The 14,007-nt window shown below is 39.7% G+C and carries 8 protein-coding genes; 1 reads left to right on the forward strand and 7 read right to left on the reverse strand.

Going from position 1 to position 14,007, the window contains the following annotated elements; genetic code table 11:
* Positions 1–51: 51 nt before the first annotated feature.
* The 7 genes from IKK64_03475 to IKK64_03505 all read right to left on the reverse strand — a co-directional run bounded on the left by IKK64_03475 (position 52) and on the right by IKK64_03505 (position 10,641).
* The gene (locus IKK64_03475) at positions 52–762 is read right to left on the reverse strand and encodes an SAM-dependent methyltransferase (GenBank protein ID MBR4119119.1); all 711 of its coding nucleotides are present in this window, start codon (positions 760–762) and stop codon (positions 52–54) included.
* A gap of 13 nt (positions 763–775) precedes the next feature.
* Positions 776–1,909, reverse strand: a complete 1,134-nt coding sequence (locus IKK64_03480) for a hypothetical protein (GenBank protein ID MBR4119120.1) — start codon at positions 1,907–1,909, stop codon at positions 776–778.
* A 274-nt stretch (positions 1,910–2,183) separates the two neighbouring features.
* Positions 2,184–5,078: a cation-translocating P-type ATPase gene (locus tag IKK64_03485; GenBank protein ID MBR4119121.1), complete on the reverse strand. Its 2,895-nt coding sequence runs from the start codon at positions 5,076–5,078 to the stop codon at positions 2,184–2,186.
* Positions 5,079–5,153: 75 nt separating this feature from the next.
* The gene (locus IKK64_03490; protein ID MBR4119122.1) at positions 5,154–7,175 is read right to left on the reverse strand and encodes an alpha amylase C-terminal domain-containing protein; all 2,022 of its coding nucleotides are present in this window, start codon (positions 7,173–7,175) and stop codon (positions 5,154–5,156) included.
* 19 nt (positions 7,176–7,194) lie between these two features.
* A complete protein-coding gene (locus tag IKK64_03495) occupies positions 7,195–7,641 on the reverse strand; it encodes a YhcH/YjgK/YiaL family protein (protein ID MBR4119123.1) in 447 nt (148 codons plus the stop codon).
* A 253-nt stretch (positions 7,642–7,894) separates the two neighbouring features.
* On the reverse strand, positions 7,895–9,271 hold the full coding sequence (locus IKK64_03500) for an rRNA cytosine-C5-methyltransferase (GenBank protein MBR4119124.1): 1,377 nt from the start codon (positions 9,269–9,271) through the stop codon (positions 7,895–7,897).
* A 137-nt stretch (positions 9,272–9,408) separates the two neighbouring features.
* Positions 9,409–10,641, reverse strand: coding sequence for an insulinase family protein (locus tag IKK64_03505; GenBank protein MBR4119125.1), 1,233 nt, complete (start codon positions 10,639–10,641; stop codon positions 9,409–9,411).
* A 405-nt stretch (positions 10,642–11,046) separates the two neighbouring features.
* On the opposite strand from IKK64_03505, the gene IKK64_03510 reads away from it, so the two are divergent.
* A complete protein-coding gene (locus IKK64_03510) occupies positions 11,047–13,983 on the forward strand; it encodes a TonB-dependent receptor (GenBank protein ID MBR4119126.1) in 2,937 nt (978 codons plus the stop codon).
* Positions 13,984–14,007: the final 24 nt, after the last annotated feature.

Genomic DNA, 14,007 nt, shown 5'->3' on the forward strand with positions numbered 1-14,007 from the left:
GTAAAACTCAAACAAGTTTGGTTTACTCTCGCTTACTCGCATAATTAAAAACTACCCTTTGTAGATAAGATATATAGCGGGTATTTTGCCTATCTCGGGGAGAGATTTACCCCACTCTTTTATGGATTTTGTAACAATAAACTCCCCATCGCAAGTAATGGCTGATGCTATGCAGAGTTTTGTTTGCGGACGGCAACTCTTAACCAAATCAGCAATAAGTTTTGCATTGCGATAGGGGGCTTCAATGAATATCTGTGTAGTATCTTCAGAGTAAGCACGTTGCTCCAAAAGTTTTATTGTTTTGGCTCTTTCGTTTTGCTCAATGGGCAGGTATCCGTTAAATGTAAACTTCTGTCCGTTAAACCCTGAGGCCATCAACGACATCAGTATTGATGATGGTCCTACCAAAGGTACTACTTTTACTCCTCGCTTCTGAGCAATGGCAACAACGTCTGCTCCGGGATCGGCAATAGCAGGGCAGCCTGCCTCTGATATAACCCCCACGTCCATACCTTCGGTTATGGCATTAAGGTAGGCTCCTATATCCTCGCTTTTTGTATGTTCGTTCAGGGTGTAGAATGTAAGGTCGTCTATAACAATATCAGGGTTTGATTTTTTCAAGAATCTTCGTGCCGAACGAATATCCTCAACAATAAAGTGTTTTATTGATGCTATCACCTCTCTGTTTGCCGAAGGGAGTACCTTATCCACAGGGGTATCTCCCAACGTTACAGGTATCAGATATAGAGTTCCTTTGCTCATATAGCAGGTTGGATTATAGTCCAAAATAACAACTTAGATAACCCATATAGTTATAGGGAGCTCCTGCTCGAGGTATCTCCATACGGAAGTTGGGCGATAGTTTTACATATTTGCATGGGATAAGCTCAAATCCTGCCATAATCATCTGTTTGTCGTTATTGATGTCCCACTTGTCATTTGATGTGATGAAGTCGTAACGAGCATACACGTTTATTAATTTATGAGCCTTTGCACTACCAAAAACTGAGCAACCAAGTTTGTTATTCCCTTTTGCGTTCTTATAATTTTGCATCATATTGAACTCGCCCGATAGTGTAAACTTATCTGACTTGTAAGCAGCCAATGCCGAATATCCGTAAATGTTGCTTTCGCCAGAAAGTCCAGAGTTGTTAAGGTCGGCATATAGACGGATGTATAACTCCTCTGTCGGGTTAAATGTAAATCCCAAACCATACAACAAACCTTTGTTCTTTTGGAACTTCTTATATCCCTCTCCATTTACCATCATGAAATCACCCTTTACCCAATCGGCAAATTTATACTCCATTGAGAATCCCAAATCGGCACTACTACCAAACTTATACTGGTCGTGGAATACCATCATGATATATCTCTTTGCCCACAACTTCTCTTGCAGTGCTGATTGTGTTGTTTGAATCATACCTCCGTTTATGGTAAAGCCTTTGCGAGTCCAACCAACAAAGGCATTTTTGATATATGCCAAGTAGTTGTAATCTTCAATAGCCGAAGGTTTTCCAAAATCAATAACAGCCTTTATTCTTATGCCATTATTGAACTTATACTCATAACCCATATAGGTACGACCAAGACCAAAACCAACCTTAGTATCTCCAGCAGTTGATGTGCAGTTGAAATTTACAAACGATAGCAGTATTACTTTACCATCGCCCTTTTTCTTCTTCTCTCCCTCAGTTGCCTCATTGCTCTTTGTCTCCTCTTTTACCTTAAGGGTATCAATCTTAGCGGCATCCTCTTTAACCTTCTCTTTTAGGTCATCAAGTTCCTCACGTAAATCCTCAATCTCCTCAATCAACTTCTCAATTTTATCATCATCAACCTCTTGTGCAGCCACTGTGAAGCAGATAAACATTGATAGGAATATGGGTAAAATCTTCTTTAAATTCATGGTATATTTTTGTTTTAATATTGCTTGCGTAATTTTTTTGCAAATTTATTACATAAAAAACAATTATTCACATTTTAGACAAAGTTTTTTGAGTAACCGCACATAAAGAGGCTGTGTCAAAATGAAAATTTTGGCTCAGCCTCTTAAGGTTTGAAGTTTATCGAAGTTGCTTACACTCAGCATAGTTTGAATAAATACCACTCTGCTTTCGCTAACTCGCAACTCTGTATGAATTTATATAATATACCGCCTTTAATAAGTATATGGAATGATACTATTTTCTAATCAGTTTAAATATGAGGTCAGCAAATATAATAAGGAACGACACCCCGCATATCACTCCCCAAGTTACAAAGTTCAAAGGTTCAACTCTGAAGGCTTCGCCACCAAACTGAACAATTGCTATCTGACCTACAAGAATCATCAATGCAACAGCGAGGAATGCCGGTGTGTACAAACTCTTCACCGACTCTCCTTTTGTTTTGCGATACTTATAACCTCGCACAATAAACATATTTGCAAATTGCATCATCACAAACGATGTAAAGAAGAGTGATGAGAACGATTTTGTACCAACCACAAATCCCTCAATAGGAGTTACAAAGAGTGCAAGTAACACAGCAACAATCATAAATGAAGTTATCATCATCTGCTTGAACATATCGCTACGAATAATAAAGTCGCTGTTCTTGCGTGGAGGCTCTTGCATTACGTTCTCTTCGGGTTTAATTGAGGCAAATGCCAAAGCAGCAAAGGTGTCCATAATTATATTTACCCACAACATTTGCATAACTGTCAGTGGTGGTTCTTGAGTAAAGAATACTCCTGCAAATACCACAACAAGAGCCACAATGTTTATGGTTAATTGGAACATTAAGAAACGTTGTATGTTTCGGTATAGTGAACGTCCCCACATAACAGCCATAGCAATACTTGCAAAGGAGTCATCTAACAGAGTAATATCACTCGCCTCTTTTGCCACAGCAGTTCCTGTACCCATTGACAAACCTACGTGTGCCTGATTTAGAGCCGGAGCATCGTTTGTTCCGTCACCGGTAACTGCAACCACCTCTCCTGCCTTTTGCAATAGCGATACCAATCGTTGTTTGTCGGTTGGTCTTGCTCGGCACATTATCTTAAGTTTTTGAGCACGTTCAAAAGCCTCCTCATCCGATAGTGCAGCAAAATCAACACCGCCAATTATATTCTCTTCGGTATCTGCTTCGGTCCAAATTCCAATTTGTCTGCCAATCTCTTTTGCAGTTGCAAAGGTATCGCCTGTAACAATCTTAACACCAACACCCGCATCTAAGCAACGCTTAACCGCTGCCGGAACATCATCACGCACAGGGTCCGAGATTGCAACAAATCCCATAAACTTAACCTTATCTGTTGCAATTATCTCCTCTAAGTCACGATTATCATTATCGGCAACCTCTACCATAGCAAATGCCAAAGTACGCATAGCCTTGCTTTGGAACGAGATAAGGTGCTCATCTATCTCGGGTTTTACCTTGCTCATAGGTTGCTCACCATCGGCAGTTATCACGCTCTTTGAGTGCGACATTATTATCTCAGGAGCACCCTTCATATATAGTGTTCGCTTACCTGTTACTGCTGAGGTAACAAGTGTTGCCATATATTTGCGTTGAGTTGTAAATGTTAGTTGTTTTACAAGTGTTGCCTTTTCACGCAAGGGAGCATAATCTATTGAGTGACTCTTTAAGAAGTTAAGCAACGCTCCTTCGGTAGGATTACCCAACACACTCTCTTTCCCTTCGGCATTGTAACCTATTTGAGCGGTTGTATTTGCTGCTATCGACTCGGTAAATATCTTTGAGTTCTCGGTATCATCCAACACATTGCTTTCGGTTGTAAAGAGATGCAAGAACTCAACACGCATCTTGTTTTGAGTAAGAGTTCCTGTTTTATCGGTACATATAACTGTTGCTGCTCCCATAGTCTCCGAAGCGTGTATCTTACGCACCAAGTTGTTGGTTTTTAACATTCTTCGCATATTGAGAGCAAGACTCAAAGTGATACTCATTGGCAAACCTTCAGGCACTACAACCACAATAAGGGTAACAGCCACCATAAAGGCATCAATAATATGTTTCAACACCAATGTACTTACCCACGCCTCAGGGCTTAGAGGAGAGGTAAATCCTACAAAAAGGCTACCAATAAAGAAACTTATTACTGCCACTCCTGCTCCGCAAGACAGAAATACCCACCAACTCTTCTTGGCAATGGCACTCATCTTTTGAGTATTAACCTTAAACACCGACAGTGTTTTTGCAACAGAAGGTATTAACACTTTCATCATTGCCACTAAGGCAAACAGTATTACGCTTATAAGAGTAACCTCTTGGGCAGGGGTAAAATAAGCATCATCCAATACCGACAACTCCTTATATATCATTATAAAGAATGTTGCCAATCCCAATACCACTGCAATACCACTGATAAGCGAAGCGAGACTATCAAGTTGTTTGTTTAGAGGAGTCTCCTCTTCACTCTCTTTTGTAGCATTTTTAGCCACCTGTCCATATTGAGTTGCATCTCCTACCTTCTCAACAATAAATGTTCCGCGACCATCGAGTACGGTAGTTCCTCGCATCACAGCATTTGACGGATAGGTAGCCTCTTTATCAAAATCCTCTTCATCTGTGGTTTTGTCAATCATAGGCTCTCCTGTAAGGGTAGATTCATCAACTTGTAACGACACCGCCTCAACAAGAGTACCATCGGCTGGAATCTCATCGCCTGTCTCAATCATAACAACATCGCCTACTACAATATCGCGTTTTGGCACCTCAATAATCTTTCCTTCGCGAATAACCTTTACAGGCAACTCATCGTTAACCTGAGTAAGTGCCTCAAACTTTTTATTTGCGTCACGTTCAAAGTAGAACGATATTCCTGTTGCAAGAATTATGGCTATCAATATACCAATAGGCTCTTCAAATCCTCCCTCAACTATTGATATACCAAACGACACCACAGCCGCAAGTATCAATATCTTAATAATAGGATCATCAAATTTTTCAAAGAACAGACGCCACATCGATACTCTCTTTGATGGAGTTATAATGTTATTCCCATATTTTTTTCTACTCTCCTCTACTTGAGAAAGGGTTAATCCCTTCAACTTTTCATAACTTTTCATCTGTTGTAATATTCTTTCTTATTAAAAACGTAAGGCAAGCTCTATAAAGAACCTGCCTTCTGTTGTGTTTGTCTTCTATTTTGTCTTTTTATTCTTAACAATTCGTAAAACTTGTGCTGTTCGTGCTGGTAAGTATAGTTTTAACCACTCTTTACGATACTTCTTATACAAGGGATCAGGTAGAGTGAAATGCTCTATCGATTTATCTATTCGGTTGAAGCCTCCAAACTCAGCATCATCAGTTGTAATCTCGGTTATATAACTGCCTCGTGGTACTATCATACCATAGTCAGAGTATGAGTTTACAGGGCTAAAGTTAAAGACAAACAATAAATCTTTACGCATAAATGCCAACACTTGGTCATCGTTGTTATCCCAAATCTTAACAATTGGAGCAGTTGAGAATTTTGTAACACTCTTTATTGTCTCAATCATCTGTTTGTCGAACTCGTTGAGGTAACAATATTTCAAATCCTCTCTATCTACCAAATCCCATTGACGGCGGGCATATTTGTACGACCAGTTGTTTCCTTGACGTGGGAAGTCGATCCACTCCGGGTGACCAAACTCGTTACCCATAAAGTTTAGATAAGCACCTCCGTTTGTTGCCAACGTTACAAGGCGTATCATCTTATGAAGAGCAACACCACGCTCAACAACCATATTGTCATCGCCTTTGCTCATATGCCAATACATCTGGTCGTCAATTAGACGGAATATGATTGTCTTGTCGCCCACCAAAGCTTGGTCGTGACTCTCGGCATAACTTACAGTTTTTTCATCGGCTCTGCGATTTGTCAACTCCCAATATATTCCTGAGGGTGACCAATCTTCATCGCGTTTCTCCTTAATCATCTTAATCCAGTAGTCAGGAATTCCCATAGCCATACGGTAGTCAAATCCCATACCTCCCTTTTCAAACGATAGAGCCAATCCCGGCATACCGCTCATCTCCTCAGCAATAGTAATTGCTTTTGGGTTAACCTCGTGGATAAGAAGGTTAGCAAGAGTCAGATATGTTAGTGCATTATCATCTTGTCCGCCATCGTAGTAGTCGTTATAACTACCAAATGCTTTGCCCAAGCCATGATCGTAGTATAGCATAGATGTTACACCGTCAAAACGGAATCCATCAAATTTATACTCCTCCATCCAATATTTGCAGTTTGACAATAGGAAGTGGATAACCTCATTCTTTCCATAGTCAAAACAGAGTGAATCCCATGCTGGATGCTCTCTGCGGTCACCCTCATAGAAGAATTGATTGTACGAGCCATCGTATCTACCTAATCCCTCTAACTCGTTTTTAACAGCGTGAGAGTGAACAATATCCATAATAACTGCAATACCCAACTTGTGAGCCTCATCAATCAATGCTTTCAACTCATCGGGAGTACCAAAGCGTGACGATGCCGCAAAGAAACTCGATACATGATAACCAAACGAACCATAATAAGGATGCTCCTGTATTGCCATTATCTGTATAGCATTATATCCCAATGCTGCAACACGGGGCAGAACTTTCTCTCGGAACTCATTGTATGTTCCTACCCTCTCTTGATCTTGAGCCATACCAATATGGCACTCATAAATAAGAAGGTTATCCGATTTGGGAGTAAACTTTTTCTTTGAGAAGGTGTAAGGCACTTCGGGCGACCAAACTTGTGCTGAGAAGATATAAGTCTTTTCATCTTGCACCACACGTGTTGCCCAAGCAGGGATACGCTCGCCTTTACCACCGTTCCAATGTACCGATAGTTTATAAATATCTAAATGGTGAAGGTCATCTTTTTTAAGTTTAACCTCCCACACACCATTACCTAAGTTTTTAAGACGGTACTTCTCCAACTCTTTCCATTCTGAGAAGTCGCCTATGATATATATATCTTTAGCGTTTGGTGCCCACTCACGCAAAACCCATCCGCCATTTTTTGTTCTGTGTAAACCAAAGTAGAGATAACCACTTGCAAAATCAGACAAGGTTGATTTACCTCCTGTAAGTTCTTTAATTTTATTTAATACTCGGTTGTGGCGTCCCTCAATTATTTGAGCAAAAGGCTCTAACCACGCATCTTTTTTTACTATGTCGAGTTCCATAACGCTGTATGTTATTGGTTTATATTTTCACTTTTATAACGGCTTTACGAAGCACTCCCTTTGCAATACCTGGAGCGTGAGCATCTTCGGGGAAGAACACCACACACTCACTTGGATGAAGCGTAATATACGAAGTTGCCTCATCATCAAAGAAAGCAATATCATCCGCCTCGTTATATAGTTGCGAAGGAGCGGTAAGATTATCTACACTTCTCCACCCCAAACTCTCGGTGGTTGAGAATGGCATCTGAATATCGATGTACTTTATGTGTGTTTCAAGTTTTGCAACGTCTCGAGTTTTACCATCAAACTCTTGCATCGATATAAATACTTCATCACCGTCCACATCGTTTCTCCCAAGTGGCAAACTCTCTATATCGTTGTTTTTCAAAAACTCCACAACCTTTGCAAAGTTTTTGTTTAACGAAACATATCTCTCTAAATCTTTAATTGCACAAACTATCATAATTTCAGTTGTTAGTTGTCGACTAAAGCCGCCCCTACGGGGTAGTTGTTAGTTGTTAGCCTAATTGGAGCAATAAAAATAAAATCCACTACTCTTTACTAATTAAGTATTATATTCGCAAATATAACATTTATATTCTTTTTGGCAAAAGAATAAGGGCTATTTTAATGAATAAAAAGTATAAATCTCCTATTCAATTCTTCTACTATAAAATAATAGTTTAAATAGTTAATTAAATAGGCGTAAATCTGCACTAGCCAATAAGTGATATTTGAGCATAATTATCGGGCATTTGGTTTCTTATTCTCCACTCTTGAGGGTATAGATTGTTGGCTCTGTTGCCTACGCACTTAGCCCACCCTAATGGGCAACCATTATATGTAACAAGTGCAATACCTCGCTGTTGCTCGGTAAGTGCCATAGCCTCACGGCGGAGATATGAGATTGCCTCTTTGTAATCGACCTCAATTTTAGAGACCTCCGCCATATTTAGTTCAACCGATTGCGATAGTGCGTGGTGGGGTATATAATCTTTTCCCTTATCGGTTACTGCAACCGATATTCCACAATGGAAGATATTAAACTTATCCATCAAGAGGAGCATATCTTTACACTCTGGCGAGAGGGCCACAACTGCATCTTTTAGGAGGGTGTATTCAAATTTTGTACTATCTTTTAATAGTGGTTTCAAATTGTTCGGCAGGGGTATGGTTTTGAGTTTTGTTTTACCCATTTTCAAAGGGCGGTAATCCCCTTCGGGTTTTTGCATAGCGGTAACAGTAAATCCCTCGCCCACTGCTTTGTGTGGCATAAAACGATAGAAAGGCACACTACCTTTTAATGCTCGTGTTACTCCCCAACTCTCATCCAACTCAACCTCCTCCATAGGCTCTGCTCCAAACTCATCAACCATAAATTGAGCCATCTCTTCATTCTCCTCCAAGTTGAATGTACAGGTGCTATATATTATTACTCCTCCTGGTTTTAGGGCAGACCAAACATCAGAGAGAATAGATTTTTGCCTCTCTACACAAAGGCTTACATTGTCTATACTCCACTGCGCCACTGCCTCCTCATCTTTGCGAAACATTCCCTCGCCCGAGCAGGGTGCATCAACAACTATAACATCAAAGGTGTGGTGTAATTTACCATAGTCGGCAGGGGTGTTATTGGTAACAATCGCATTTGAATAACCCCACTTTGTAACATTCTCGGCAAGTACTCTTGCCCGTTGCGTTACATACTCATTTGCAACCACAATACTGCCTTGTGGCAGCGTTGCAAGAGATAGTGTTGTTTTACCTCCCGGAGCAGCACAAAGGTCGAGCAAACGTACCGGTTTATCAACAAACCTCTTTAAGAGTTGCTCAACAAACATTGATGATGCCTCCTGAACATAATAACACCCTGAATGAAAGAGCGGATCAAAAGTAAACGATGGGCGTTGTTTCAGGTAGTAACCATTACTACTCCACCCCACTCGTTCAGCATCTACTGGCACTCGGCTACACTTAAGCGGATTTACCCTTATTGATACTGGTTGCGATGCACTCAACGCCTCAGCAAAGCGGTCAAAATCTTCGCCCAACAGAGGTCTCATTCGTGTTATAAAGTCGGCAGGTAGTTTCATATTTAGTTGTTAGTTGTTAGTTTTCGGCTTAGCCGCCCCTACGGGGTAGTTGTTAGAGTTAGTAAACAAACACCTGTTTGTTGAACTTGCTCTCGCTCAACGTTCTTAGTTTTCCAATTGGATTAATTACAAAATCCTTAACTCAACACAAGTGTTGAGAGGTTTGCATCATCATATATTTGGTTTGCACACTCTATTATCTGTTTTGCTGTTACCGATTCAATCTTTTGAATGGTCTCGGCAAGTGTTGAGCATCGGTTGTATCGTAACAGAGATTTACCTGATGCCACAGCCAAATTCTCTCTTATCTCCCTTCCTATTGTCAACTGCCCTATATATTGACGCTTGGCATCGTTTAGGCGTAGAGAGGAGAGTTCACGCTGTTTCAACTTGTTCAACTCCTTACGTATTATAGTGAAACAACGATTTACATTCTTGCGGTCTGTTCCAAAGTATATTGTAAAGAGTCCTGTATCGATATAGTTGGTTACATTTGCCTCCACGTTATAAACATATCCTCGCTTCTCGCGTAGGGCAACATTCAAAAGGCTATTCATTCCGGGACCTCCAACAATATTGTTTAAGAGGAAGAGAGGAAATCTATTGGTATCAAACAAAGAGCAACACCCTCCGCCAATTATGGCGTGAGATTGATAGTTATTGCACTCCTCGTGCTTATCAAAGCGTATTAATTGTGTGGGGCTCTCCCGTACAAACTCAACTCTGTTTGTGCGTATCCCTTCGGTTGCACTCTGAACTGTTTTTATTACTCGTTTAAAATCGGTTTTCCCCGAAAAGAAGAATACCATATTTGTTTGAGTATAAAAGTTTTGCATAAAGGTTATTCCATCGGCTGGGGTAATATTTGAGAGTGAAGCCTCATCGCCTAATATGTTATGACCTAATGCGTGACCATTAAAGAGATAGTTCTCAAATTCATCAAAGATAAGTTCGGCAGGGTTGTCGAGGTATGAGTTTATCTCATCAACAATAACCTCTTTCTCTTTAATGCTCTCCACTTCGGGCATTGTGGAGTTTTGAATAATATCTGCCATAAGCGAAACGGCACGCTTAAAATCTGGCTCAAGACTTACGGTATATATTACCGTCTCCTCTTTGCTTGTAAAGGCATTAATCTCTCCTCCCACATGCTCCATACAGTTTAATATGCTCATAGCCTTACGCTTGTGAGTTCCCTTAAAGAGCATATGCTCAACATAGTGAGCAAGTCCCTCCTTACCTTGCTGTTCATCGCGTGTTGCGGCATCAACCACAAAACCGCAATAGGTAACATTAGAGGGGGAATATCTGTACACCACCCTCAAACCAGAAGGTAGTGTGTGCCATTGATAATCTGTATTGCTATTCAACTTAGTGAGTTTTAGTGGGGCAAAGATATAAAAAAAGTTGTTAGTTGTCAGTTGTTAGTTGTTAGTTTTTGAGTTACTAATTCTTTTCTCTATTAATCTAATTAGACTATGGACTAATTAGACTAACCGGTATTAGGCATCCACCAATGAGTAATATCGTATAATTTTAATTAAAATTGCAAGAATATTGTATAATTATACGTTAAAATGTTAATTTTTTATACATATATGTTTAAATATAGTAGAATTTGAGTTGCAATTTAAATAATTATACTATATTTGCACTTTAATTAAGATTTGATTAGGGTGCATTTTTGAGCATTTTTTGCTATACAATATAGATATAGGCAACCCGGTGTCAAAGTAATTTATAAGGTTTGAATAATCACATTATTGAGAAAATATATGCTTCGAAATTGTAGAAATTTAATTGTTTCGTTTGTAAAGAGCCTCTCAATTTTTGCTCTGTTAATGGTAGCAACAACTACATTTGCCCAAACACAAAAGGGTGGATTTGTGCTATCGGGAAAAGTAATTTCATCGGAGGGAGAAGAGCCATTGGAGATGGTGTTGGTTAAACTATCAACATCTTCTTGGGCAATGACAAACGAAAAAGGAGAGTTCAAAATTACCGCTCTTAAACAGGGTAAATACAAATACGAGATCTCATATCTTGGTTTTGAGACCGTTGTTGGAGAGGTTAATGTAACAAAGAACATTTCTGATTTCAAAATCATAATGCGTCCTATGGGATTGGGACTTGAGGAGATTGTGGTAACTGCCGAAGAGCATAAAATGGGGTCGGCTTCTACTATCGGACAGGCTGCCATTCAACACCTTCAAGCAAAGAGCGTTGAGGATATGCTACAACTGCTTCCCGGTCAGGTAACTAAAAACCCCGACTTAACTAACGCAGGCCAGGCTTCAATTCGTGAGATTGACGCTGGTGGCGATGCAAGTAACTCACTTGGTACCGCTGTGTTTGTAGATGGAGCCCCTATGAGTAACGATGCCAATATGCAGGTTTTCTCAACTGCCCGTTCAGGTAATAGTTCGTCATTGGCTCAAAATACTATGAACAACCAAACTACCAGTGGTAGAGGTGTGGATTTGCGTTCAATCTCGCCTGATAATATTGAGTCAATTGAGGTTATTCGTGGTATTCCATCGGCTGAGTATGGTAACTTGACTTCGGGTGCTGTGGTTATCAAAACAAAAGTTGGTACTACTCCTTACGAGGCTAAAGTTAAAATTGACCCCAACTCAAAACTTGCATACTTTGGTAAAGGTTTCACTATGAAAAAGAATCGTGGTGCTATCAACCTCTCTGCTGACTATACTAAATCATTCGCCGACCGCCGTATGACCTACAAAGGTTACGACCGTATCACTGCAAACGGAGCATACTCTAATACATTTATGAAAGAGACTTCTCCTTTGAGTTTGAACCTTAAACTATCATATTACAGAAACTTAAGTGCTCAAAAGGCTGATGAAAGTATGCGTGCCGATGAGTTGTTGGAGAACAAAAATCAAGGTTTCCGCTTTGCTGCCGATGGTATGTGGCGACTAAATAAATCATGGATCAGTAACTTCAACTACGCTGCTTCGGTATCATACAGCGTTCAAGAGGATTTGTATCGTCAAATTCAATCTGGCTCTGCAATGCCTTTTGCATACTCTACTGATCCGGGCGAATTTAAAACACACTTCCTTCCTGCTGAGTATATGGCACAATATACCATTAAAGGTAAACCTCTTACAGCGTACGCTCAATTGAAAGCGAACAAGATGTTTACTTTCAAACGTGGCTCTAATAATATTAAGGTAGGAGCCGACTATAACTTGAGTGCTAACTACGGTGAGGGTATGCAATTTGATATTATGTCGCCTCCCAAACCAAGTGATGGTCAAGGTGCCCGCCCACGCTCATTCAAATCAATACCTGCAATGCACCAGATGTCGTACTTCTTGGAGAATGCAACAGAGTTAACCTTTGCAGGACAAACATTGAATATTCAAGCAGGTGTTCGTATAAATACACTGTTTATAGATGAACTTGCCAAACGTGGCAATATGACAACTTTTGATCCTCGTGTTAACGTATCATATCAATTCTTGTCACATGAGAACAACAAAGTATTTGATGACTTATCTGTTGTGGGAGGTTTTGGATTAGCATCTAAGATGCCGACCTTGCTACACTTATACCCAAACCCTGTTTACTACGACTATACAAGTTATAACGGATATGTATCAGGAGACCCTGACCGCACTTTGGCTATTATGACAACTGACGTTATCAATAATAGTGCAAACCCAAATCTTAAACCTGCAACATCACGCAAATTTGAGGTAGGTATTTCAGGTCGTATCAACAAGGTTAAAGGTACTATCACATACTTTAATGAGAAGTATAAAAACGAGTATGGATTTAGTAGTGTTCCTCATTGGTTGGAATATAAGAAATATGATACAAGAAACCTTCCTGCTGGTTTTACTCCTATTTATGAGAATGGGACACTTTACTATACCAGCACTCCCGGTGGAACTAAAGAGGCTATGGATTACTTGTTGCAAAAACGTGTTGTAACATACCAAATGCCATCGAATGAGAACGAGACATTTAAACAAGGTATTGAGTACTCATTCAACTTTGGAGAGATTAAAGCAATTAAGACAGACATTATTGTTGATGGTGCTTGGTACTATATCAAACGTAGAAATATTGGTCCTGCATGGAACTCGGATGCTGTTGAGAACCCAAATATGGCTACTGCTTTGAATGGCAACAAAATTCAAGGATTCAATACATACTTGGCTGTTATGCCTTCGGGTAGTGGTTCAATAACACAACGTGTTAATACAAACTTCCGTTTTGTAACACACATTCCTGTTCTTAAATTGGTGTTCACAACAACTGCTCAAGTAGTTTGGTATGAGAGTGCTCAAACTATTTATGAGGATGAAAACGGAAACTCTATGTTTGAATACATTCAAGATTTCAATGGGAAAGAGGTATATATGGTTCACCCAGAAGGTTTCTATGATGGCGAGGGCAAATATACTCCTTGGATTAAAGAAACTATGCCTTACAATCGTGAGTATCTTGATTTGGTAAACTACACTACCAATATGTACTACTACGATAAGCAAACATTCCCTATAACTTGTATGCTTAACTTCAAAATGACTAAAGAGTTCAAAAAGTTTGTTGAACTTTCGTTTGTAGCAAACAATATTTTGAAATTCTCAAATATGTTCCATAAAGATAAACAAGGAGGTTATCGCGAAATGTACTCTCCTATCTACTTTGGAGCAGAGTTGAAAATTAAAATTTAACATTCACAAACCACATTAAATAAT

The sequence above is a fragment of the Bacteroidales bacterium genome (assembly GCA_017521245.1).
Lineage (GTDB): Bacteria > Bacteroidota > Bacteroidia > Bacteroidales > G3-4614 > Caccoplasma_A.

Excerpts from the sequence above, each read along its gene's own strand:
- IKK64_03495 (MBR4119123.1), bottom strand. The coding sequence starts at position 7,641 with ATGATAGTTTGTGCAATTAAAGATTTAGAGAGATATGTTTCGTTAAAC.
- IKK64_03475 (MBR4119119.1), bottom strand. The coding sequence starts at position 762 with ATGAGCAAAGGAACTCTATATCTGATACCTGTAACGTTGGGAGATACC.
- IKK64_03480 (MBR4119120.1), bottom strand. The coding sequence starts at position 1,909 with ATGAATTTAAAGAAGATTTTACCCATATTCCTATCAATGTTTATCTGC.
- IKK64_03510 (MBR4119126.1), top strand. The coding sequence starts at position 11,047 with ATGCTTCGAAATTGTAGAAATTTAATTGTTTCGTTTGTAAAGAGCCTC.
- IKK64_03485 (MBR4119121.1), bottom strand. The coding sequence starts at position 5,078 with ATGAAAAGTTATGAAAAGTTGAAGGGATTAACCCTTTCTCAAGTAGAG.
- IKK64_03500 (MBR4119124.1), bottom strand. The coding sequence starts at position 9,271 with ATGAAACTACCTGCCGACTTTATAACACGAATGAGACCTCTGTTGGGC.
- IKK64_03490 (MBR4119122.1), bottom strand. The coding sequence starts at position 7,175 with ATGGAACTCGACATAGTAAAAAAAGATGCGTGGTTAGAGCCTTTTGCT.